We start from the raw sequence: 22,444 nt of genomic DNA on the forward strand, positions 1-22,444 counted from the left end.
GACCGTGCGCTCGGCAGTAGCCCACAGATTCGACAAGAGGTCGTTAATTGGATTGGGCCATTCGCACCACCTCATTCCGGTCCACCTTGCCCAGCGCATTACGCGGGATGGTCTGGCTCAACACGATGCGCTGGGGCAACTTGAACGGCGCCAGGCGCGTGCGCAGCCAGGCGAGAAGTTCATCCGCCGTGGTGCCGGCAGCCTCCTGTTCCAGCTTGACCAGCACCACCACGCGTTGCCCGGCGTTGCAATCCGGCGCGCCGGCCACGGCAGCGTCGGCGATTGCCGGGTGCAGGATCAGTTGGTTTTCCACTTCCACCGGGGAGATCTTGTCGGTGAAGCAGACGATCTGGTCTTTGCAGCGCCCCACAAAACGAAACTCGCCGTTGGGTTCCTGCTGCATCAGGTCGCCGGATGAAAACCAGCCATCACGGCTGTGGCTGATGATGTCGCCGGGGCCGGTCCAGTAGCCGAGGCTCAGGTTGGGGCCGCACATCTGCAATTCGCCCACCTCGCCCGGGGCCACGGCCACGCCGTTGGCATCCACCAGGCGGGCGCGCCCGGGCACGGCGGTGAGGGTGTCCCAGGCGGAGCCGAAGGCCATGCTGCCCAGGCATTCCGTCAGGCCATAGGTGTTGTTCAGGCGCAGGTCAAAGGTGTCCTGAAAAGTCTCGGCCACCATCGGCCGGCACGCGTCGCCGCCAATCCCGCAGACTTTCAACGAGCTGAGATCCCGTGGGCGCTTGCGCTGGGCGTCCACCAGCGGCGGGCAGATGAACGGCGCGACAAACAGCATGGAGCCGCCCTCTTGCTCGATGGCGTCGAGCAGTTTGTCGGCATCGAAGCGGCTGAACATGACTTCCTGGCAGCCCTTGATGATTGTCGCCATCAACACGAACGAGCCAGACACATGGGCCACCGGCGTGCTGCCGAGGGTGCACGAGTCCAGATCCAGCTGCCACGCGCCCAAGGCGCCGACCACGTGGGCAATCGCACGCTGGTTGTAGGCCACCAGCTTGGGCATGCCGGTGGTGCCGGACGTCGCCAGCAGCAGGCAGGTTGAGTCGATATCACCGGGCACTGCCGCCGTTTGCGGGCTGCCTTCGCCCAGCAGCGCGTGCCAGCTCGTGCTGCTGAAGGTGCGCGTGCGTTCGATAGCCGCGTCGTCTATCTGGGCGATGACGGATTGCAAATCCGCTTCATGGATAAACAGCCGAGGCCGCAGCCAGCCCAGGAACTCCTCCAGCTCCCGCGCAGTGAATTCAGTCTTGAGCGGCACCATGATTGCGCCGCTCATCATCGCGGCAAACAGGAACACCGCATACAGCGGCGAAGTGCGCACCAGCATGACGATACGATCACCCGGCTCGACGCCCTCACGCTTGAACCCATTGCTCAGGCGCACCACCTCACCGGCCAGGCGGTGATAGGACCACACGTCACCGTCGGCAATCAGAGCAATGGCATTGGGCCGTTCGGCCGCGTGCTGGAACAGTGCCTGCAACGGGGCTTGCGAGGCGGACAGGGCTTCAAGGGGTTCGAAACAGGTCAGCATGATGGTCTTCCAGGGGTGGCTTGGCGCGTTCTCCCCAAGGGAACACCTGGAAGGGCCGGTTTATTTCGTGAAGGTTCGTTTACGCTCAATCGTGCGTACACATCCGTGTGGCGAGGGCGCTTGTTCCCTCGCCACAAAGACAGCGTCAGGCGACGACTTCGTCGAGGAAGCTGTAATCGATGTAACCCTCACCACGGCCGCCGTAGAAGGTATTACGGTCGTAATCATTGAGCGGCGCGCCGCTGCGCAGGCGCTCTGGCAGGTCGGGGTTGGAGATGAAGAGCCGACCGAACGCGACCAGGTCGGCATCGCCCGCCGCGATGATTTCTTCGGCGGTTTCCCGTGAGAATCCGCCGGCCGCCAGGATCGGTCCCTTGAAGAGACCGCGCAGGCTTTTGGAGGCCACGGCGGGGACGTTCAGCTCGATGTCTTCGTAACCGCGAATGCGCGGCTCGATGACGTGCAGGTAGGCCAGGCCAAAGCGGTTGAGTGCCTCGGCCAGGTAACCGAAGGTCGCGGCCGGGTTGCTGTCCGACATGGTGCCGAACTGGCCGCTCGGTGAGATGCGCACGGCAACGCGATTGCCGCCCCACACCGAGACCAGTGCCTCGACGACTTCGAGCATGAACCGCGCGCGGTTCTCGATCGGGCCGCCATAAGCGTCGTCGCGGTGGTTGGAGCCGTCCTGCAGGAACTGGTCCGGCAGGTAACCGTTGGCGCCATGCAGTTCTACGCCGTCAAAGCCTGCGGCCTTGGCGCGTTCTGCCCCACGGCGGAATTCTTCGATAACGCCCGGGATCTCGTCGATCCTGAGCGCGCGTGGCACCACCTGATCCACCTCGGCGATGCTGTCGCCGTCGCGGATCACCGATTTTTCTTCACCGCGAATCGCCGAAGGGGCGACGGGTTGCGCACCGTCCAGGTTGCCCGGGTGCGCCTGGCGGCCGCCGTGCCAGATTTGCAGGTAGATGCTGGCGCCCTTGGCGTGCACGGCGTCGGTCACACGCTTCCAGCCAGCCACTTGCGCATCGGTGTAGATGCCGGGCGCGAGCGCATAAGCGATACCCATGGGCGACACGCTGGTGGCTTCGGCGATCAGCAGCCCGCCTTTGGTGGCGCGCTGGGTGTAGTACTCGACCATCAAGTCACCGGGTACATCACCGGTTTCGGTGCGCAGGCGGGTAAGCGGTGCAAGCACGACGCGGTGAGCCAGGTTGAGGGTGCCGACTTGGGTGGAGCTGAATAGCTTGGTCATGATGAGTTCCGTGTTTTTGAGTGGATGCGGTGACTAGACCTGGGCGATGCCGCCATCGACAAACAGGTCGATACCGGCCACGAAGCTGCTGTCTTCAGAGGCGAGAAAGAGGGCAACCGATGCCACCTCTTCAGGCCGGCCAAGGCGTCCGAGGGGAGTGGCTTGTGCGAACTGAACGCGCAGGGCGTCAGCCTCTTCGGGCGTGGATACCTGGCTGTCCATGATCGGCGTATCGATGGCGCCCGGGCTGATGGTGTTGACCCGGATGCCGCGGTCTTTCAGCTCCATCGTCCAGGTGCGAGCAAACGAGCGGACCGCTGCCTTGCTGGCGCTGTAGGTGCCGTAGGTGGGGTAGCCTTTGACTCCGGCAATCGAGCCGGTGAGGATGACGCTGGCGCCATCGCGCAGCAGCGGCAATGCCTTCTGCACGGTGAGCGCGAGGCCGCGCACGTTGACGTCGAAGGTCTTGTCGTAGTGTTCGGTGGAAAATGCTTCCAGGGGGCGAAGCTCCACCACACCTGCGTTGGCAAAGAGCACATCCAGCTTGCCCTTCGCCTGCTCGACCGTGGCGTAGAGCCGGTCGAGGTCGCGGGGTTCGGACGCGTCGCCCTGCACCGCCGTGATGTCGCCGCCAATCAGGCTGACGGCGTTGTCCAGTTCAGATTGGCGGCGGCCGAAGATGAAAACGCTGGCGCCTTCATCGACGAAACGCTTGGCTGTCGCCAGCCCGATACCGCTGTTGCCGCCTGTGATGACGGCGACCTTGCCTTGTAGCCTGGCCATGCAGTGCTCCACCTGATGAGTGCCCGTGGGTTACGGACCAAGAACTCAACGGTACTGAGGGAGGCACATGCCTTGTAGAGGGTGACCAAGCATGAAGGTTATTCCAGATCAGAATAGCTTGGCCTTGAGCAAGAGGATCAGGTCGGCGGGGATGCCGTTGCCATCCGCGACTCCACGAACGCAATAAAAGCCCGCGCCTTGGCGCTGGCCTGACGACCCGTGGGGAACACGGCCCACAGGTCGATGGAGGGCAGTGTCCAGTCTTGCAGCACGGGTTTCACGGTTCCGGCCTGTAGCTCGGGGGCGAACATCCATTCGGAGGAGATGGTGAGGCCCAGCCCGGCCAGCACCGCTTCACGAATACCTTCAGCCGCACTGATGCGTAGTCGCCCGCGAACGGTCACGGTGGTTTTTTCCGAACCTTGCTGGAACGCCCACACCGCGCCCCCGCCCCGTTGGTCGTAGACGACGGCTTGATGGGACGCCACATCCGCAGGTACCTGCGGCTCGCCAGCGCTTTCGAAATAGGCCGGCGTGCCGAGCACCAGGCGGCGAGACTGGGCGATTTTCCTGGCGGTCAAACCGGAGTCGACCAGGTCGCCCATCCTCAGCGCCACGTCGATGCCGGCTTCGATGAGATCGACGTTGCGATCATCCAGCACCACCTCGACCTCCAGCGACGGGTGCTCCGCGAGGAACTGCCCCAGGTGCGGCACGATGTGCAGCCGTGCAAAGGTCACGGCGGCGCAAATCCGCAAACGGCCGGTGAGCGCCGTCGCGGCACCCCGCGCGGCCATGTCCGCCTCGTCGGCCTCTTCGATCGAACGTTTGGCGTGTTCGTAGAAGTTTTGTCCGGCTTCGGTGGGCGTCAGGCCGTGGGTCGAACGCAACAGCAGGCGCACACCCAGCCGCTCTTCGAGCTGGGCGATGGCTTTTGAAATCGCCGGCTGCCCCACGTGAAGCTGGCGTGCCGCACCGGAAAACGAACCGGTTTCGATGACGCGCACCAAGGCTTCCATGGCAGCCAGTCGATTCATGAGGGGTTACTCCACGGTCACCGACTTCGCCAGGTTGCGCGGCTGGTCGACGTCGGTGCCCTTGAGCACGGCGACGTAGTACGACAGCAACTGCAGCGGGATGGTGTAGAGGATCGGCGACAAGGTGTCGTGGATGTGCGGCATGTTGATGACGTGGGTGCCTTCACCGTTGGTCATGCCAGCTTTTTCGTCGGCGAACACGATCAATTGGCCGCCACGGGCGCGCACTTCCTGCAGGTTCGACTTGAGCTTCTCCAGCAGTTCGTTGTTAGGCGCAACGGTGACCACCGGCATGTCGTCATCCACCAGGGCCAGTGGGCCGTGTTTCAGCTCGCCGGCCGGGTAGGCTTCGGCGTGGATGTACGAAATTTCCTTGAGTTTGAGCGAACCTTCCATCGCCACCGGGTACTGCGCGCCACGGCCGAGGAACAGGGTGTGGTTCTTGTCGGCAAACAGCTCGGCGACTTTTTCCACGGTGCTGTCCATCGCCAGGGCTTCGCCCAGACGGGTCGGCAAACGACGCAGTTCTTCTACCAGCGTGGCTTCGACGCCCTCGGCGAGGGTGCCGCGCACTTGGCCCAGGGACAAGGTCAGCAGCAGCAGGCCGACCAACTGGGTGGTGAAGGCCTTGGTGGACGCTACGCCGATTTCGCGACCGGCCTGGGTCAGCAGGGTCAGGTCGGATTCACGCACCAGCGAGCTGATGCTGACGTTGCAGATCGCCAGGCTGCCGAGGAAACCCAGCTCCTTGGCATTGCGCAGCGCGGCCAGGGTGTCGGCGGTTTCGCCGGACTGGGAGATGGTCACAAACAGGGTGTCAGGCTGCACCACCACCTTGCGGTAGCGGAACTCACTGGCGACTTCGACCTGGCACGGGATACCGGCCAGTTCTTCCAGCCAGTAACGCGCAACCATCCCGGCGTGGTAGCTGGTGCCGCAGGCAACGATCTGCACATTGCGTACTTTGGCGAACAGCTCGGCGGCTTGCGGGCCGAAGGCATTGACCAGCACCTGGTTCTGGCTCAGGCGACCTTCGAGGGTGCGTTGCACCACGGAAGGCTGCTCGTGGATTTCCTTGAGCATGAAGTGGCGGAACTCGCCCTTGTCGGCAGCCTCGGCACCGTCACGGTATTGCACGGCTTCGCGCTCGACGGAATTGCCGTTGACGTCCCAGATCTGCACGCTTTCACGGCGGATGTCGGCAATGTCGCCTTCTTCCAGGTACATGAAGCGGTCAGTGACCTGGCGCAGGGCCAGTTGGTCGGAGGCGAGGAAGTTTTCCCCCAGGCCCAGGCCGATCACCAGCGGGCTGCCACTGCGGGCGGCAACCACGCGGTCGGGTTGGCTGGCGGACACGACGGCCAGGCCGTAGGCACCGTGCAGTTCCTTCACGGTGGCTTTCAGGGCCACGGTCAGGTCGCCCAGGGTCTTGAGCTTGTGGTTCAGCAGGTGAGCGATGACTTCGGTGTCGGTGTCCGAGGTGAACGCGTAGCCCAAGCCCTTGAGTTGTTCACGCAGTACTTCGTGGTTCTCGATGATGCCGTTATGCACCACGGCCAAGTCGCCGGAGAAATGCGGGTGGGCGTTACGCTCGCAGGGCGCACCGTGGGTGGCCCAACGGGTGTGGGCGATGCCCAAACGGCCCACCAACGGCTCGCCGGCCAGGGCCTGTTCCAACTCGCTGACCTTGCCCGGGCGACGCATGCGCTCAAGCTTGCCGGCGTTGGTAAATACGGCCACGCCGGCGCTGTCGTAGCCGCGGTATTCGAGGCGCTTGAGGCCTTCGAGCAGGATGGCGGTAACGTTGCGTTCAGCGACTGCGCCTACAATTCCACACATGGTGTTTCTCCTAGATGATTGCCGCGCATATCAGCGTAATGCCGCGGGCTTGGATCTGGTCGCGGGCCTCAAGCGGCAGGCGATCATCGGTAATAAGGGTATGGACGCTGCTCCAGGGCAGTTCCAGGTTGGGAATCTTGCGGCCGATCTTGTCGGATTCGACCATCACCACCACTTCACGGGCGACCTCGGCCATCACACGGCTCAGGCCCAACAGTTCGTTGAAGGTGGTGGTACCACGCTGCAGATCGATGCCGTCGGCGCCGATGAACAGTTGATCAAAGTCGTAGGAACGCAGCACCTGCTCGGCAACCTGGCCCTGGAACGAGTCCGAATGCGGGTCCCAGGTGCCGCCGGTCATCAGCAGCACCGGTTCGTGCTCCAACTCACTCAAGGCGCTGGCCACATGCAGGGAGTTGGTCATCACCACCAGGCCAGGCTGGTGGCCCAACTCCGGGATCATGGCGGCGGTGGTGCTGCCGCTGTCGATGATGATGCGGGCGTGCTCACGCAAGCGCATCACGGCGGCACGGGCGATGGCGCGCTTGTACACCGAGATGGGCTGGGCGGCGTCACCCACCAGTTCCTGGGGCATGGTGATTGCACCGCCGTAGCGGCGCAGCAACAGACCATTGCTTTCGAGGGCAGCCAAGTCCTTACGGATGGTGACTTCCGAGGTTTCGAAACGCTTGGCCAATTCGTCCACGCTGACTTCGCCCTGTTCATTGAGCAAAGTCAGAATGTTGTGGCGCCGTTGGGGTGTATTTCGTTTCGACATGGTGATGATAAGTTTCGTTTCGAAAGATAACGAAGGCAATAAAAACCTATTGGCGAAAGATCGTCAAGCAGGGCGAGCAAAATTTTTTTTGGGTCATCACAAACCAAATGTGGGAGCTGGCTTGCCTGCGATGGCGGAGTGTCAGGCGACACCCATCTTGGATGTCAGACCGCTATCGCAGGCAAGCCAGCTCCCACAGGGAACCGCACTAGGCCATAGAGCTGTGGATAACTCAGCTCTTTTTGATTTTGACCGGGCGTTTCCAGCCGTCGATGTTGCGCTGGCGGGCACGGGCCACGCCGAGCTGCAAGTTATCCACATCCACGTTGATGGTTGAACCGGCCGCCGTAGTGGCGCCGTCGCCTACTTTCACCGGAGCGACCAACGAGTTGTTGGAGCCGATGAACACGTCTTCGCCCAATACGGTCTGGTGCTTGTTGGCCCCATCGTAGTTGCAGGTGATGGTACCCGCGCCAATGTTGGTGCGCGCGCCAACCACAGCATCCCCCAGGTAGGTCAAATGACCGGCCTTGGCGCCCTCGCCCAGGTGGGCGTTTTTCAGTTCGACAAAGTTACCCACATGGGCCTTGGCCTCCAGCACGCTGCCAGGGCGCAGGCGTGCAAACGGGCCGGCATCGCTGCCCTCGCCCATCACGGCACCTTCCAGGTGGCTGTTGGCTTTGACCACCACGCCTTTGCGCAGGGTGCTGTCCTTGATCACGCAGTTAGGCCCGATCATCACGTCGTCTTCGATGATCACGCGGCCTTCGAGGATCACGTTGATATCGATCAGCACGTCACGGCCGACGGTGACTTCGCCGCGTACATCAAAGCGAGCCGGGTCGCGCAGGGTTACGCCCTGAGCCATCAGGCGGCGGCCTTCACGCAGCTGGTAATGACGCTCAAGCTCCGCAAGCTGCTTGCGGTCGTTGGCGCCCTGCACTTCCATCGGGTCGTGGGGCTGTTCGGTGGCGACCAGCAGGCCATCGCTCACGGCCATCTCGATGACGTCAGTGAGGTAGTACTCGCCCTGGGCGTTGTTGTTGGACAGGCGGCTCATCCAGTCGGCGAGCTTGTTGCCAGGCACCGCCATAATGCCGGTGTTGCCTTCGGTGATGGCGCGCTGGGCTTCGCTGGCATCCTTGTGCTCGACGATGGCGGCAACCTTTCCGCTGGCGTCACGCACAATGCGACCGTAGCCGGTGGGGTCATCCAGCTCTACGGTGAGTAGGCCCATTTGGCCAGGCACCACGTGCTTGAGCAGGCGCTGCAAGGTTTCGACTTCGATCAGCGGCACATCGCCGTAGAGGATCAGCACGGTGTCGGCGGTAATAAATGGCACGGCTTGCGCAGTGGCGTGGCCGGTGCCGAGTTGTTTGTCTTGCAATACGAAATTCAGGTCGTCGGCCGCCAGGCGTTCACGCACCACATCGGCACCGTGGCCGATCACCACGTGGATGCGCTGTGGATCAAGTTGCCGGGCGCTGTGGATAACGTGGCCCAGCATGGAATTGCCGGCAACCGGGTGCAGCACCTTGGGCAGGGCTGAACGCATGCGGGTGCCCTGGCCTGCGGCGAGAATGACGATTTCAAGAGACATGAATGGCTACCAATCCTGGGCGGTCCGTCTTCAGACCAGAGAAGTGTTTTGCTGAAAAAGAAAAAGGGTAGCCGAGGCTACCCTTTTTAATCAATCGCGCTTGAAGCATGACGGCGTGGCCGCTTACTTCTTGCGGATCTGCTGGAGCGTGCGCAGCTGGGCTGCAGCCTCGGCCAGACGTACAGCAGCAGCGCTGTAGTCGAAGTCCGCACCCTTTTCGTTCAGGGCCTTCTCAGCAGCCTTGACGGCTTCCTGAGCGGAGGCTTCATCCAGGTCGCCAGCACGTTGCACGGTGTCGGCAAGTACCTTGACCATGTTCGGCTGAACCTCGAGGAAACCACCGGAGATGTAAAACACCTCCTTGTCCCCGCCTTGCTTGGTCAGAGTGATCGGACCTGGCTTCAAGCTGGTGATCAGCGGTGCGTGGCCCATGGCAATACCAAGGTCACCCAGTTCGCCGTGTGCAATCACCATCTCTACCAGACCGGAGAAAATTTCCCCTTCCGCGCTGACGATATCGCAATGGACTGTCATAGCCATCTGATTGCCTCAACCTGATGAGCGCCCGTTTCCGGGCGCTTGGATTACAGTTTCTTGGCTTTCTCGATCGCTTCTTCGATGCCGCCGACCATGTAGAACGCTTGTTCTGGCAGGTGGTCGTAGTCACCGTTGAGGATGCCTTTGAAGCCAGCAATGGTGTCTTTCAGGGAAACGTATTTACCCGAGGCACCGGTGAAGACTTCAGCCACGAAGAACGGCTGCGACAAGAAACGCTGGATCTTACGAGCACGGTTTACCAACTGCTTGTCGGCTTCCGACAGCTCGTCCATACCCAGGATCGCAATGATGTCCTTCAGTTCTTTGTAACGCTGCAGCACGTACTGAACGCCGCGAGCGGTGTCGTAGTGCTCCTGGCCGATCACGTTCGGGTCCAGCTGGCGCGAAGTCGAGTCGAGTGGATCGACCGCTGGGTAGATACCCAGAGAAGCGATGTCACGGGACAGTACGACGGTGGCGTCCAAGTGGGCGAAGGTGGTCGCAGGCGACGGGTCAGTCAAGTCATCCGCAGGTACGTATACCGCTTGGATCGAGGTGATCGAACCTTCTTTGGTCGAAGTGATACGTTCTTGCAGAACGCCCATCTCTTCGGCCAGGGTCGGCTGGTAACCTACTGCCGAAGGCATACGGCCCAGCAGTGCGGATACTTCAGTACCGGCCAGGGTGTAACGGTAGATGTTGTCGACGAACAGCAGAACGTCGTTACCTTCGTCACGGAACTTCTCGGCCATGGTCAGGCCAGTCAGTGCTACGCGCAGACGGTTTCCCGGCGGCTCGTTCATCTGACCGTAAACCAGTGCCACTTTGTCCAGAACGTTGGAATCCTTCATCTCGTGGTAGAAGTCGTTACCCTCACGAGTACGCTCACCCACACCGGCGAACACGGAATAACCGCTGTGCTCGATGGCGATGTTACGGATCAGTTCCATCATGTTTACGGTCTTGCCTACACCGGCACCACCGAACAGACCGACTTTACCGCCCTTGGCGAACGGGCAAACCAGGTCGATAACCTTGATGCCGGTTTCCAGCAGGTCGTTGCCGCCAGCTTGCTCCGCGAACGAAGGTGCTGGACGGTGAATGCCCCAACGCTCTTCGGTGTCGATCGGGCCCGCTTCGTCAATCGGGTTGCCCAGTACGTCCATGATCCGGCCCAGGGTCGCTTTACCGACCGGTACGGAGATGGCTGCGCCAGAGTCGACAACGTCCAGACCGCGCTTCAAGCCTTCGGTGGAACCCATCGCAATGGTACGAACTACGCCGTCGCCCAGCTGCTGCTGAACTTCCAGAGTAGTTTCCGCGCCTTGTACTTTCAGCGCGTTGTAGATGCTCGGTACGCTGTCGCGTGGAAATTCCACGTCGATAACGGCGCCGATGATTTGAACGATACGTCCGCTACTCATAGCTGGATCCTCTGAATATTTGAACCGTTAAACCGCGGCAGCGCCGCCGACGATTTCCGAGATCTCTTGGGTGATCGCAGCCTGACGCGCCTTGTTGTAGATCAGCTGCAAATCGCTGATCAGATCACCGGCGTTATCGGTAGCGTTTTTCATCGCGATCATCCGCGCCGCTTGTTCAGCTGCGTTGTTCTCGACCACCGCCTGGTACACCTGCGACTCCACGTAGCGCACCATCAAGCCGTCAAGCAGCTCTTTGGCGTCTGGTTCGTAGAGGTAGTCCCAGTGGTGCTTGAGTTCCTGATCCGGAGTCGCCACCAGTGGAATCAATTGCTCCACGGTTGGCTGCTGGGTCATGGTGTTGATGAACTTGTTGGATACCACGGACAGGCGGTCAATCCGGCCTTCCAGGTAAGCATCCAGCATCACCTTCACACTGCCGATCAAATCATTGATCGACGGCTCTTCACCCAGGTGGCTGATAGCTGCAACGACGTTACCGCCGAAGTTGCGGAAAAAGGCCGCACCCTTGCTACCAACAACACACAGATCGATCTCGACGCCCTTTTCGCGGTTTACCGCCATGTCCTTGACCAGGGCCTTGAACAGGTTGGTATTCAAACCACCGCACAAACCACGGTCACTGCTCACTACCACATAACCCACACGCTTAACTTCGCGGTCGATCATGAACGGGTGGCGGTATTCCGGGTTGGCGTTGGCCAAATGCCCAATTACCTGGCGGATACGCTCCGCATAAGGACGGCTAGCAGCCATGCGCATTTGTGCCTTGCGCATTTTGCTGACCGCCACTTTTTCCATGGCGCTGGTAATTTTTTGCGTGCTTTTGATGCTCGCAATCTTACTGCGAATCTCTTTTGCGCCTGCCATGTAACACCTATCAGGTTAGCAAGCGGGAGCCTTGCGGCTCCCGCTGCGGCTTACCAGGTTTGGGTGGCCTTGAACTTCTCGATACCGGCTTTCATGCCAGCGTCGATTTCGTCATTGAAGTCACCCTTCACGTTGATCTTGGCCAACAAGTCGGCGTGATCGCGGTTGAAGTAAGCAATCAGCGCTTGTTCGAAGCTGCCGACCTTGGTGATTTCGACGTCAGTCAGGAACCCACGCTCAGCGGCATACAGCGACAACGCCATGTCAGCGATCGACATTGGGGCGTATTGCTTCTGCTTCATCAGCTCGGTAACGCGCTGACCATGCTCAAGTTGCTTACGGGTCGCTTCGTCCAGGTCAGAAGCGAACTGGGCGAATGCCGCCAGTTCACGGTACTGAGCCAGAGCGGTACGGATACCACCGGAGAGCTTCTTGATGATCTTGGTCTGAGCGGCACCACCCACACGGGATACCGAAACACCGGCGTTCACTGCAGGGCGGATGCCCGAGTTGAACATGGCCGATTCCAGGAAGATCTGACCGTCGGTGATGGAAATCACGTTGGTCGGAACGAACGCGGAAACGTCGCCAGCCTGGGTTTCGATGATCGGCAGTGCGGTCAGGGAACCGGTTTTGCCGGTCACTGCGCCGTTGGTGAACTTCTCTACATACTCTTCCGAAACGCGGGATGCGCGCTCCAGCAGACGGGAGTGGAGATAGAACACGTCGCCTGGGTAAGCTTCACGGCCTGGTGGACGGCGCAGCAGCAGGGAAATCTGGCGGTAAGCCACTGCTTGCTTGGACAGATCGTCATAAACGATCAGCGCGTCTTCACCGCGGTCGCGGAAGTATTCGCCCATGGTGCAACCGGAGTACGGTGCCAGGAATTGCAGCGCAGGAGATTCCGAAGCACTGGCAGCCACGATGATCGTGTTGGCCAGGGCGCCGTTTTCTTCCAGCTTGCGAACCACGTTGGCGATGGTCGATTGTTTCTGACCGATGGCTACGTAGACGCAGAAAATGCCGCTGTCTTTCTGGTTGATGATCGCGTCGATCGCCAGAGCGGTCTTACCGATCTGACGGTCACCGATGATCAGCTCACGCTGGCCACGGCCGACTGGGATCATGGCATCGACAGCCTTGTAGCCAGTCTGTACAGGCTGGTCTACCGACTTACGCCAGATCACGCCTGGAGCAACTTTCTCGACCGCGTCGGTCTCGGTGTTGCCCAGTGGACCTTTACCGTCAACAGGGTTACCCAGTGCGTCGACAACGCGACCCAGCAGTTCCTTACCAACCGGAACCTCCAGGATGCGGCCAGTGCACTTGGCGCTCATGCCTTCAGCCAGACTGGTGTACGCGCCCAATACAACGGCACCTACGGAGTCTTGCTCCAGGTTGAGGGCCATACCGTAGACGCCGCCCGGAAACTCGATCATCTCGCCGTACATGACGTCGGCCAGACCGTGAATCCGCACGATGCCGTCAGATACGCTGACGACAGTGCCTTCGTTACGGGCTTGGGAGGTCACATCGAGCTTGTCGATGCGGCCCTTGATAATTTCACTTATTTCGGAAGGATTGAGTTGCTGCATTGCTCTGCTGCCCCTTCAAACTCAAGATTTCAATGCTTCGGCAAGTTTCGCGATTTTGCCGCGAATCGAGCCATCGATAACCAGGTCGCCGGCGCGAATGACAACACCCCCGATCAGGGATGCATCCTCCGCAGCATGCAGGCGCACTTCCCGGTTGAGTCGTGCACTGAGAACCTTGGCGAGTTTGTCTTGCTGTTCTTGGTTCAATGCGAAAGCACTGGTCACTTCAACGTCTACCGACTTCTCTTGCTCGGCCTTGTACAGGTCGAACAGAGCGGCGATCTCCGGCAACAGCGGGAGACGGTCGTTTTCGGCAACGACATTGATGAAGTTCTGTGCCTTCACATCAAACTTGTCGCCGCACACTTCAATAAAAGTGGCGGCCTTGTCTGCGCTCGTCAGGCGCGGGGCCTTGAGCACGCGCTGCATGGTGTCGTCTTGCGACACCGCTGCTGCCAGGCCGAGCATGGCTGACCAAGAGGCCAGCTGCTGGTGGGCCTGGGCGTGCTCGAAGGCTGCCTTGGCGTAAGGTCGGGCCAACGTGGTCAGTTCTGCCATGATCGCCCTCGCTTAAATTTCAGCAGCCAGTTTGTTAACCAGCTCCGCGTGCGCGTTTTGATCGATTGTGGCACCGAGGATCTTCTCAGCACCGCCGACCGCCAGAGCACCCAGTTGGGCACGCAGCGCGTCTTTGACGCCGTTCAGTTCCTGTTCGATCTCGGCATGAGCCGAAGCCTTCACACGGTCAGCTTCGACGCGGGCTTTTTCAACAGCCTCTTCGACGATCTGGTTACCGCGTTTCTTGGCTTGCTCAATGATTTCAGCTGCCTGTGCCTTAGCTTCGCGCAGTTGGTGACCCGCTTTCTCTTGGGCCAACTCCAGGTCGCGAGCTGCACGGGTGGCAGCGTCCAAACCGTCCGCGATCTTCTTCTGACGTTCGTGCAAAGCCGCGATGACCGGAGGCCACACGAACTTCATGCAAAACACTACAAAAATGAAGAACGCAACGGATTGGCCAATCAGGGTTGCATTAATGTTCACGCCAACACCTCGCTCATTCGTTGTCCATCACCCTAATCACTCGAAAAGTCGAGTGATTAGCCAGCGAGTTGACCAACGAAGGGGTTCGCGAAGGTGAAGAACAGAGCGATACCAACGCCGATCATGGTCACGGCGTCGAGCAGGCCGGCGACGATGAACATTTTAACTTGCAGCATTGGGACCATTTCTGGCTGACGCGCTGCGCCTTCCAGGAATTTGCCGCCCAGCAGGCCGAAACCAATGGCAGTACCCAGGGCGCCCAGGCCGATCAACAGTGCAACAGCGATAGCGGTTAGACCAACTACAGTTTCCATCTTTCCTCCCGACTTTTACGTCGTATGGTTTAGGTTTTTTAGATTTTAAAGCGGTAAAACAAATCGTTTCATAGCCCGGTAGGGCCTACCTTCCCGTTTCACCGGGAAGGACATCAGACTAGTCGAGACTGGTCTTAATGGTTCTCTTCGTGCGCCATCGACAGGTAGACGATGGTCAGCATCATGAAGATGAAGGCCTGCAGGGTGATGATCAGGATGTGGAACACAGCCCACGCCCACTGCAGAACGACGCCCAGGCCGCTAAGCCAGAGCAGGCCGCTGCCGAACATCACAGCGATCAGGATGAACACCAGTTCGCCGGCATACATGTTGCCGAACAGTCGCAGGGCCAGGGAGATCGGCTTGGCGACCAGGGTCACGAACTCCAGCAGGAAGTTCACCGGGATCAGCAGGGCTTGAACGAAGATGTTCTTGCTGCCGAACGGGTGCAGGGTCAGTTCGCCGATGAAGCCGCCGATGCCCTTGACCTTGATGCTGTAGAAAATGATCAACGCGAACACCGACAGGGCCATGCCCAGGGTGGCGTTAGGGTCCGTGGTGGAAACCGCACGGAATGGAATGTGGTGATCGCCGGAGATCAGGATGGCCAACTGAGGAATCCAGTCGACCGGTACCAGGTCGACGGCGTTCATCAGGAACACCCAGACGAAGATGGTCAGTGCCAGCGGTGCAATCACCGGGCTACGGCCATGGAAGCTGTCTTTCACGCTGCCATCGACGAATTCGACCAATACTTCAACGAAGTTCTGCAAAGCACCTGGCTGACCGGAAGTCGCCTTCTTTGCCGCCATGCGGAAAATCAGGACGAAGATCAGACCCAATGCGACCGACCAGCCCAGAGTATCCAGGTGGAAAGCCCAGAAGCCCATTTCTTTGGCTTCTGCTGCGGAGTGGGCAAAGCCCCAGCCGCCATTGGGTAGCTGACCGAAGGTCAGGTTCTGCAAGTGGTGCTGGATATAGCCCGAAGCGGTTGTTTCTGCCATGGTTGCCTCAAACGCCCTAAGGTCTCGAAAGTCTTGTTTTCATTAGCAGGGGAGCGAACCAGCTGACCAGTTGGGTCAACACGAAGACGCCGAATACAGCCAGCGGCGCCAATGGCTTCACACCTGCAAAGGTCAGTGCAAACAGCACTGCCGTCAAAATCAGTTTCCCCGCCTCGCCGGCATAAAAAGACCGGACGATAGCCTGGGCTGCTCGGGCGCCGGAAAACCGAAAGGCCCTGTGAGCAAAATACATATTGGGCAGCAAGGCTATCAGGCCTCCGCAGAGTCCTGAATATCCGGCAACGACTCCATGCCAATACCAAAGCGCCAATGCGGCGATCAGCAAAATGACAAATTGAGCCAATAAAACCGGAAAAACGGCCAAGCGATGGAACGGCAACGTGTTTGGCGTGCGGGTTTCCATCACTCTTGCTCCTCAATGGTCGGCTGCCGGAAATCAATAACTTGGCATAATTTGTGCCGACAAAATGCGCGCAGAGTATAGGGGCGGTTCAGCCCCTATTCAACTGTCGGGTAGTGTTTTCCGATCGCGCGCTACATAAGCAAATGTTTCAACGGATGTGGGCAAGGACGCCCTGAAGCTCGTCGAGTGAGTTATATCCGATCACCAATTGCCCTTTGCCCTTCTTGCCGTGGCGAATTTGCACCGCAGAGCCTAGGCGCTCGGCCAGGCGCTGCTCGAGACGCGCGATATCCGGATCAGGTTTGGCCGTTTCGACCGGTGCAGGTTTGCCGCTGAGCCACTGGCGAACCAGCGCTTCAGTCTGACGAACGGTGAGCCCCCGTGCGACAACGTGTCGCGCCCCTTCAACCTGTTGATTTTCCGGCAAACCGAGCAAAGCACGGGCATGACCCATTTCCAGGTCGCCGTGGGACAACATGGTCTTGATGACTTCCGGCAGCGCGATCAAACGCAGCAGGTTGGATACGGTCACGCGGGATTTACCCACCGCCTCGGCCACTTGTTGCTGGGTCAGCTGGAATTCCTGCTGCAGCCGCTGCAACGCAATCGCTTCTTCGATCGGGTTGAGGTCTTCACGCTGGATGTTCTCGATCAACGCCATGGCGATGGCGGTTTCATCCGGCACGTCGCGCACCATGGCCGGAATGGTTTCCTTGCCGGCCTGCTGGCTAGCGCGCCAGCGACGTTCACCGGCGATGATCTCGAAGCGCCCGCCACCGATCGGGCGGACCACGATCGGCTGCATCACGCCCTGAGCCTTGATCGAATTGGCCAGTTCTTCCAGCGCCTGGGGGTCCATGTCCCGGCGTGGCTGGTATTTGCCACGCTGGATCAGGTCCAGGGGCAGGTGCTGCAACTCGCGCTCGTCGGCCTGCACCGCTTGTTCTTCAAGCGATGTGACGGTCGGACCACTCAGCAGTGCATCCAGTCCACGTCCGAGACCTCGTTTCTTGACGGCCATGGGGATTCCTTAAGTTGGCTGGGCAGCAGCGGTGCGTGAGTTGCGGCGTTGGCGACGAACCATCTCGCCGGCAAGGGCCAGGTAGGCCAGTGCGCCACGGGATTGTTTGTCATACGCCAGCGCCGGCATGCCGTAACTGGGCGCTTCGGCCAAACGGATGTTGCGTGGGATCACTGTGTCGTACAACTGGTCGCCAAAGTGTTCCTTGAGCTGCGCCGACACATCGTTCATGAGGCTCAGGCGCGGATCGAACATGGTGCGCAAAAGACCTTCGATCTGCAGGTTCGGGTTGAGCAACTCGGCGATACGCTTGATGTTATCCACAAGGTCGCTCAACCCTTCCAGTGCGTAGTACTCGCACTGCATAGGGATAATCACCCCATCGGCGGCCACCAGCGCATTGAGCGTGAGCATCGACAGCGACGGCGGGCAGTCGATCAAAATGTAATCGTAATTCTCGCGGATCGGCGCCAAAGCGCTGCGCAGACGGCTTTCTTTCATCTGCATTTCCAGCAACACCACTTCCGCCGCGGTCAAATCGCGGTTGGCCGGCAGCAGTTGATAACCACCGTGCTCGGAGTAGTGCATGGCCTGGGCCAGGTCGCACTCGCCAATCAGCAAGTCGTAGACCGAGTTTTCCAGGCCGTGTTTATCCACACCGCTACCCATGGTGGCGTTGCCCTGTGGATCAAGATCGATCAACAGCACCCGGCGCTTGGTAGCGACCAGGGATGCTGCGAGGTTGATGCAGGTGGTGGTTTTACCCACGCCACCTTTCTGGTTCGCTATCGCGAATACCTTAGCCATTCTTGCTTGTGTTCCCAATCATGCCGTGCGGCGCAGTATCAGCAGATGGCGTTGGCCTTGGCAACCGGGTACGGCCAAGGCGTGTTCGCTATCGAGGTGGAAGTCTGCCGGCAATGCTAACAGCTCATCGCTTGGATGGACGCCCTTCATTGCCAGCCAGCGGGTGTCACGGTCGCCCAGGTGGCGAGTCCAGTTGCTGAAGTTCTCCATGCTGCTGAACGCCCGGGAAACAATTCCGTTAAAGGGCAATTCAGGCGTGAAGGCTTCGACGCGACTGTGGATAACTTGCAGGTTATCCAGCTTGAGTTCGAGTTTGACCTGGGTCAGAAAGCGGGTTTTCTTGCCGTTGCTGTCCAGGCAGGTCACTTGCGACTCCGGAAACAGGATCGCCAGTGGGATACCCGGCATGCCGCCGCCACTGCCGACGTCGAGCCAGCGGCCGTTTTCGATGAATGGCATCACGCTCAAACTGTCGAGCAAGTGACGGGACACCATTTCGTCCGGATCACGCACGGCGGTCAGGTTGTAGGCCTTGTTCCATTTGATCAACAGGGCCAGGTAGCCCAGCAGCAGCTCGTGCTGGGCTGCAGTCAGTTCAACGCCCAATTGGCGCGCACCTGTGGATAACTCTTCGGCGTGTTGCGAGGTGACCAACGAACTCAAGCGCTTTGCTCCAACTGACGGCCCGCGCCGCGTTTTTTCAAATGGATCATCAACAGCGAAATCGCTGCCGGGGTGACGCCGGGAATACGGGAAGCCTGGCCCAAAGTTTCAGGGCGAGTTATCCCCAGCTTGCTTTGAATCTCTTTCGACAACCCGGAAATCCCGGTGTAGTCGATATCCGCAGGCAGCTTGGTGTCTTCACTGGCGCGCAGACGAGCAATCTCATCCTGTTGGCGATCAATGTAACCGGCGTATTTGGTCTTGATTTCGACCTGTTCCGCGACCTGTGGATCTTGCGCGCCATTGCCTGTCACTTCGACCAGACCAGCGTAGTCGATTTCCGGACGGGACAGCAGGTTCAGCAAGTTGTATTCGTGAGTCAGCGGCGTGCCGAATTTTTCGGCAATCGCATCGCCCTGCTCCGTACCGGGGCGAACCCAGGTGCTTTTCAAGCGTTGCTCTTCCAGCTCGATGCTTTCGCGTTTTTTGCAGAAGGCCGCCCAGCGCACGTCGTCGACCAAGCCCAGCTCACGGCCTTTTTCGGTCAGACGCAGGTCGGCGTTGTCTTCGCGCAGGATCAGACGGTATTCCGCCCGGGAAGTGAACATCCGGTACGGTTCCTGGGTACCCAGAGTAATCAGGTCGTCGACCAACACGCCGATGTACGCTTCATCGCGACGCGGACACCAGCTGTCTTTGCCCTGGGCGCGCAGTGCTGCGTTGGTCCCGGCCAACAAACCTTGGGCGCCGGCTTCTTCGTAACCGGTGGTGCCGTTGATTTGCCCGGCAAAGAACAGGCCGCCGATCACTTTGGTTTCCAGGCTGTACTTCAGGTCACGCGGGTCGAAGTAGTCGTACTCGATGGCGTAGCCCGGGCGCACGATGTGAGCATTTTCCATACCGCGAATCGACTGCACGATCTGGATTTGCACGTCGAACGGCAGGGAAGTGGAAATCCCGTTCGGGTACAGCTCGTGGGTGGTCAAGCCTTCGGGTTCGATGAAGACCTGGTGGCTTTGCTTGTCGGCAAAGCGGTGGATCTTGTCTTCAATCGACGGGCAATAACGTGGGCCAATACCTTCGATCACCCCGGAATACATCGGCGAACGGTCGAGGTTCGCAGCGATGATTTCGTGGGTGCGGGCGTTGGTGTGGGTAATCCAGCAACTGACCTGTTTCGGGTGTTGTTCTTTGGAGCCCATGAACGACATCACAGGGATAGGCGTATCACCGGCTTGCTCGGTCATTACCGAAAAGTCCACAGAACGTCCGTCGATACGCGGCGGGGTCCCGGTTTTCAGGCGGCCGACACGCAGCGGCAATTCACGCAGGCGTTTTGCCAGGGCAATCGATGGCGGATCACCGGCGCGGCCGCCGGAATAGTTCTGCATACCGATGTGGATAAGTCCGCCGAGGAACGTACCGGTGGTCAACACCACGGATTCTGCAAAGAAACGCAGGCCCATCTGGGTCACAACACCGCGTACCTGATCCTCTTCGACGATCAGGTCATCCGCGGCCTGTTGAAATATCCACAGGTTCGGCTGGTTTTCCAGGGTTTCGCGCACCGCTGCCTTGTACAGGATACGGTCGGCTTGAGCCCGAGTCGCACGCACGGCCGGGCCTTTGCGGCTGTTCAGCACGCGAAATTGAATACCACCCTTGTCGGTAGCCATGGCCATCACGCCGCCGAGGGCGTCGATTTCTTTGACCAAGTGGCTTTTGCCGATCCCACCAATGGCGGGGTTGCAACTCATTGCACCGAGGGTTTCCACGTTATGCGTCAGCAACAGGGTTTTTACGCCCATGCGTGCTGACGCCAGTGCTGCCTCGGTACCGGCATGACCGCCGCCGATGACGATCACTTCAAAACGGGAAGGGAAATCCACCACGCACCTCGTGCCTGCTTATGTAGGTAATCAGGAATTGTTTGTTGAAAGGGTTTTAGAGCTTTGGCGGCAAGTATAGGGACTTAGCCCTTCCTAAAGAACCCTTTGCACAAAATTTAACCAGCTGTGGATGAATCACAGACAATAGAAATTAAAAGAGAGAAATTTATTAAATCTTTGTTTTTATGTTTATTTCTACTGACCTATCTTTCTGTGGATAGATTTACACAAGCCTCTATTTACGTGATGTACAGCGATTCAAAAGTCTGTGGTCATGTGCCAATGAGGCCCTTGGATAAGTGCTTTAAGCCTGTGGATGAAAGAGGTGGTTATCCACAGACGGGTTTTTACTCAGGTTTCAGGCCCTGTTATCAACTGGGCACAGAGGCGGTTATTCACAGGGCTTAATCCACAGAAATCCACTTCTCGGGGCAAATTGCGTCCACGCGAATGCCTCCAAAGTCTTGGTGATAGAAGGAAAATTCGTGAGGTGTCGGGCGAAAGGGGGAAAACAGACAGGCACGAATGGCCTGTCTGTGGATAACGGAAGGTTATTTACCGATGCAAAAGCTGGAAAAGATTCGACCGAGCAGGTCATCAGAGCTGAATGCCCCGGTGATTTCCCCCAACAGCTGCTGTGCTTGACGCAGATCCTCGGCCAACAGCTCTCCAGCACCTGCCAGGGTCAGCTGCGCCCGACCGTGCTCCAACGCCGCGCTGGCGTGTCGCAGGGCTTCCAGGTGCCTACGACGTGCACTGAAGCTGCTCTCCGAGGTCTGTTCGTATCCCATGCAGGCCTTGAGGTGCTCACGCAACAGTTCCAGGCCATCGCCGGCCGCCTTGGCACTCAAGCTGATGGTGACATGTCCGTCCGCACTGGTTTCCATCGCGATCGCTTCACCAGTCAGGTCCGCCTTGTTGCGGATCAAGGTGACTTTGGCCGGGTCCGGCCTTTGCTCAAGAAATTCCGGCCACAAGGCAAAGGGATCCACAGCCTCAGGCGCAGTGGCATCCACCACCAACAGCACGCGATCCGCTTCACCGATTGCCTTGAGTGCACGCTCTACACCAATCTTTTCCACCTGGTCATCGGTATCGCGCAAGCCGGCCGTGTCGACGACGTGCAGTGGCATGCCATCGATGTGGATATGTTCGCGCAGGATATCCCGTGTGGTGCCGGCAATCTCGGTAACAATCGCCGCTTCACGGCCCGCCAATGCGTTCAGCAGGCTGGATTTACCCGCGTTCGGCCTGCCGGCAATCACTACCGTCATACCGTCACGTAACAACGCGCCCTGGCCTGCCTCGCGCAGGACGGTGGATAACTCATCACGGACCTTATCCAGCATCGTCAGGACGTGGCCATCGGCGAGAAAATCGATTTCTTCTTCCGGGAAATCAATCGCTGCCTCGACGTAGATACGCAGGCTGATCAGTTGTTCGGTCAAGTTATGCACACGCAGGGAGAATGCGCCCTGCAGTGAACGCAGTGCATTGCGCGCAGCCTGTGCGGAACTGGCTTCGATTAAGTCGGCAATCGCCTCAGCCTGGGCCAGGTCGAGCTTGTCATTCAGGAAAGCCCGCTCGCTGAATTCCCCAGGGCGTGCCAGGCGGCAACCCAATTGCAGGCAGCGCTGCAACAACATATCCAGCACCACCGGACCACCGTGGCCCTGCAGTTCCAGAACATCCTCACCCGTAAACGAGTTAGGTCCCGGGAAATAGAGGGCCAGGCCCTCGTCCAACACGCTTTCGTCGGCATCCAGAAACGGGCCGTAATGGGCATAACGTGGCTTCAGCTCGCGGCCACTGATGGCCATGGCTGCCACGCTCGCAAGCGGTCCGGAAATACGAACGATACCGACACCGCCGCGACCTTGAGCGGTAGCGACAGCAGCGATGGTTTCACGAGGAGCGCTCATCAGCAGGTTCCAGAACAAAAGTGACGGAAAGCAAAACGCCCCACTAGGGGGCGTCTTGAGTGGTTATC

At 59.4% G+C, this 22,444-nt stretch carries 21 protein-coding genes; all 21 read right to left on the reverse strand.

Features of this window, described 5'->3' with window-relative positions; translation table 11 throughout:
- Positions 1 to 43: 43 nt before the first annotated feature.
- The gene (locus AC07OV_RS21945; protein ID WP_495092971.1) at positions 44 to 1,555 is read right to left on the reverse strand and encodes a class I adenylate-forming enzyme family protein; all 1,512 of its coding nucleotides are present in this window, start codon (positions 1,553 to 1,555) and stop codon (positions 44 to 46) included.
- 145 nt (positions 1,556 to 1,700) lie between these two features.
- Positions 1,701 to 2,810, reverse strand: coding sequence for an alkene reductase (locus AC07OV_RS21950; protein ID WP_495092972.1), 1,110 nt, complete (start codon positions 2,808 to 2,810; stop codon positions 1,701 to 1,703).
- A 33-nt stretch (positions 2,811 to 2,843) separates the two neighbouring features.
- The gene (locus tag AC07OV_RS21955) at positions 2,844 to 3,593 is read right to left on the reverse strand and encodes an SDR family NAD(P)-dependent oxidoreductase (RefSeq protein WP_494998360.1); all 750 of its coding nucleotides are present in this window, start codon (positions 3,591 to 3,593) and stop codon (positions 2,844 to 2,846) included.
- A 137-nt stretch (positions 3,594 to 3,730) separates the two neighbouring features.
- Positions 3,731 to 4,630 carry a LysR family transcriptional regulator gene (locus AC07OV_RS21960; RefSeq protein ID WP_495092973.1) on the reverse strand — a complete coding sequence of 300 codons (900 nt, stop codon included), beginning with the start codon at positions 4,628 to 4,630 and terminating at the stop codon, positions 3,731 to 3,733.
- Positions 4,631 to 4,636: 6 nt separating this feature from the next.
- Complete coding sequence (glmS, locus tag AC07OV_RS21965; protein ID WP_178920934.1) at positions 4,637 to 6,469, reverse strand: glutamine--fructose-6-phosphate transaminase (isomerizing); 1,833 nt, start codon at positions 6,467 to 6,469, stop codon at positions 4,637 to 4,639.
- Between the two features lie 10 nt (positions 6,470 to 6,479).
- A complete protein-coding gene (locus tag AC07OV_RS21970) occupies positions 6,480 to 7,247 on the reverse strand; it encodes a DeoR/GlpR family DNA-binding transcription regulator (RefSeq protein ID WP_122716288.1) in 768 nt (255 codons plus the stop codon).
- A 232-nt stretch (positions 7,248 to 7,479) separates the two neighbouring features.
- On the reverse strand, positions 7,480 to 8,847 hold the full coding sequence (gene glmU, locus AC07OV_RS21975; protein ID WP_495092974.1) for a bifunctional UDP-N-acetylglucosamine diphosphorylase/glucosamine-1-phosphate N-acetyltransferase GlmU: 1,368 nt from the start codon (positions 8,845 to 8,847) through the stop codon (positions 7,480 to 7,482).
- 123 nt (positions 8,848 to 8,970) lie between these two features.
- Positions 8,971 to 9,387, reverse strand: coding sequence for a F0F1 ATP synthase subunit epsilon (locus AC07OV_RS21980; protein WP_178920930.1), 417 nt, complete (start codon positions 9,385 to 9,387; stop codon positions 8,971 to 8,973).
- A gap of 44 nt (positions 9,388 to 9,431) precedes the next feature.
- Positions 9,432 to 10,808 carry a F0F1 ATP synthase subunit beta gene (gene atpD, locus AC07OV_RS21985; RefSeq protein WP_176994569.1) on the reverse strand — a complete coding sequence of 459 codons (1,377 nt, stop codon included), beginning with the start codon at positions 10,806 to 10,808 and terminating at the stop codon, positions 9,432 to 9,434.
- Between the two features lie 27 nt (positions 10,809 to 10,835).
- Positions 10,836 to 11,696: a F0F1 ATP synthase subunit gamma gene (atpG, locus tag AC07OV_RS21990; protein ID WP_010207685.1), complete on the reverse strand. Its 861-nt coding sequence runs from the start codon at positions 11,694 to 11,696 to the stop codon at positions 10,836 to 10,838.
- 50 nt (positions 11,697 to 11,746) lie between these two features.
- Positions 11,747 to 13,291, reverse strand: coding sequence for a F0F1 ATP synthase subunit alpha (gene atpA / locus AC07OV_RS21995; protein WP_016970694.1), 1,545 nt, complete (start codon positions 13,289 to 13,291; stop codon positions 11,747 to 11,749).
- Positions 13,292 to 13,312: 21 nt separating this feature from the next.
- Entirely contained in the window at positions 13,313 to 13,849 is a 537-nt protein-coding gene (locus tag AC07OV_RS22000) for a F0F1 ATP synthase subunit delta (protein ID WP_176994570.1), read from the reverse strand.
- Between the two features lie 12 nt (positions 13,850 to 13,861).
- Entirely contained in the window at positions 13,862 to 14,332 is a 471-nt protein-coding gene (locus tag AC07OV_RS22005; protein WP_060756576.1) for a F0F1 ATP synthase subunit B, read from the reverse strand.
- Positions 14,333 to 14,388: 56 nt separating this feature from the next.
- Positions 14,389 to 14,646, reverse strand: coding sequence for a F0F1 ATP synthase subunit C (gene atpE / locus AC07OV_RS22010; protein ID WP_002555987.1), 258 nt, complete (start codon positions 14,644 to 14,646; stop codon positions 14,389 to 14,391).
- Positions 14,647 to 14,780: 134 nt separating this feature from the next.
- Complete coding sequence (gene atpB / locus AC07OV_RS22015) at positions 14,781 to 15,650, reverse strand: F0F1 ATP synthase subunit A (RefSeq protein WP_058424360.1); 870 nt, start codon at positions 15,648 to 15,650, stop codon at positions 14,781 to 14,783.
- A gap of 16 nt (positions 15,651 to 15,666) precedes the next feature.
- Positions 15,667 to 16,074 carry a F0F1 ATP synthase subunit I gene (locus AC07OV_RS22020; protein ID WP_071485335.1) on the reverse strand — a complete coding sequence of 136 codons (408 nt, stop codon included), beginning with the start codon at positions 16,072 to 16,074 and terminating at the stop codon, positions 15,667 to 15,669.
- A gap of 148 nt (positions 16,075 to 16,222) precedes the next feature.
- Positions 16,223 to 17,095 (reverse strand): ParB/RepB/Spo0J family partition protein, encoded by an 873-nt coding sequence (locus AC07OV_RS22025; RefSeq protein WP_016970690.1) that lies wholly within the window; start codon positions 17,093 to 17,095, stop codon positions 16,223 to 16,225.
- Between the two features lie 9 nt (positions 17,096 to 17,104).
- Entirely contained in the window at positions 17,105 to 17,902 is a 798-nt protein-coding gene (locus tag AC07OV_RS22030; protein WP_494998362.1) for a ParA family protein, read from the reverse strand.
- 18 nt (positions 17,903 to 17,920) lie between these two features.
- Complete coding sequence (gene rsmG / locus AC07OV_RS22035; RefSeq protein ID WP_494998363.1) at positions 17,921 to 18,565, reverse strand: 16S rRNA (guanine(527)-N(7))-methyltransferase RsmG; 645 nt, start codon at positions 18,563 to 18,565, stop codon at positions 17,921 to 17,923.
- The gene (gene mnmG, locus AC07OV_RS22040) at positions 18,562 to 20,454 is read right to left on the reverse strand and encodes a tRNA uridine-5-carboxymethylaminomethyl(34) synthesis enzyme MnmG (protein WP_495092975.1); all 1,893 of its coding nucleotides are present in this window, start codon (positions 20,452 to 20,454) and stop codon (positions 18,562 to 18,564) included. Before mnmG ends, rsmG begins: the two co-directional genes overlap by 4 nt.
- Positions 20,455 to 21,005: 551 nt before the next feature.
- Positions 21,006 to 22,376 (reverse strand): tRNA uridine-5-carboxymethylaminomethyl(34) synthesis GTPase MnmE, encoded by a 1,371-nt coding sequence (gene mnmE / locus AC07OV_RS22045; protein ID WP_495092976.1) that lies wholly within the window; start codon positions 22,374 to 22,376, stop codon positions 21,006 to 21,008.
- Between the last annotated feature and the right edge of the window lie 68 nt (positions 22,377 to 22,444).

It is taken from the genome of Pseudomonas sp. GW821-FHT09A09 (genome assembly GCF_059418405.1).

Coding starts and splice junctions, on each gene's coding strand:
- AC07OV_RS21945 (WP_495092971.1), bottom strand. CDS start 1,555: ATGCTGACCTGTTTCGAACCCCTTGAAGCCCTGTCCGCCTCGCAAGCC.
- AC07OV_RS21950 (WP_495092972.1), bottom strand. CDS start 2,810: ATGACCAAGCTATTCAGCTCCACCCAAGTCGGCACCCTCAACCTGGCT.
- AC07OV_RS21955 (WP_494998360.1), bottom strand. CDS start 3,593: ATGGCCAGGCTACAAGGCAAGGTCGCCGTCATCACAGGCGGCAACAGC.
- AC07OV_RS21960 (WP_495092973.1), bottom strand. CDS start 4,630: ATGAATCGACTGGCTGCCATGGAAGCCTTGGTGCGCGTCATCGAAACC.
- glmS (WP_178920934.1), bottom strand. CDS start 6,469: ATGTGTGGAATTGTAGGCGCAGTCGCTGAACGCAACGTTACCGCCATC.
- AC07OV_RS21970 (WP_122716288.1), bottom strand. CDS start 7,247: ATGTCGAAACGAAATACACCCCAACGGCGCCACAACATTCTGACTTTG.
- glmU (WP_495092974.1), bottom strand. CDS start 8,847: ATGTCTCTTGAAATCGTCATTCTCGCCGCAGGCCAGGGCACCCGCATG.
- AC07OV_RS21980 (WP_178920930.1), bottom strand. CDS start 9,387: ATGGCTATGACAGTCCATTGCGATATCGTCAGCGCGGAAGGGGAAATT.
- atpD (WP_176994569.1), bottom strand. CDS start 10,808: ATGAGTAGCGGACGTATCGTTCAAATCATCGGCGCCGTTATCGACGTG.
- atpG (WP_010207685.1), bottom strand. CDS start 11,696: ATGGCAGGCGCAAAAGAGATTCGCAGTAAGATTGCGAGCATCAAAAGC.
- atpA (WP_016970694.1), bottom strand. CDS start 13,291: ATGCAGCAACTCAATCCTTCCGAAATAAGTGAAATTATCAAGGGCCGC.
- AC07OV_RS22000 (WP_176994570.1), bottom strand. CDS start 13,849: ATGGCAGAACTGACCACGTTGGCCCGACCTTACGCCAAGGCAGCCTTC.
- atpE (WP_002555987.1), bottom strand. CDS start 14,646: ATGGAAACTGTAGTTGGTCTAACCGCTATCGCTGTTGCACTGTTGATC.
- atpB (WP_058424360.1), bottom strand. CDS start 15,650: ATGGCAGAAACAACCGCTTCGGGCTATATCCAGCACCACTTGCAGAAC.
- AC07OV_RS22020 (WP_071485335.1), bottom strand. CDS start 16,074: ATGGAAACCCGCACGCCAAACACGTTGCCGTTCCATCGCTTGGCCGTT.
- AC07OV_RS22025 (WP_016970690.1), bottom strand. CDS start 17,095: ATGGCCGTCAAGAAACGAGGTCTCGGACGTGGACTGGATGCACTGCTG.
- AC07OV_RS22030 (WP_494998362.1), bottom strand. CDS start 17,902: ATGGCTAAGGTATTCGCGATAGCGAACCAGAAAGGTGGCGTGGGTAAA.
- mnmE (WP_495092976.1), bottom strand. CDS start 22,376: ATGAGCGCTCCTCGTGAAACCATCGCTGCTGTCGCTACCGCTCAAGGT.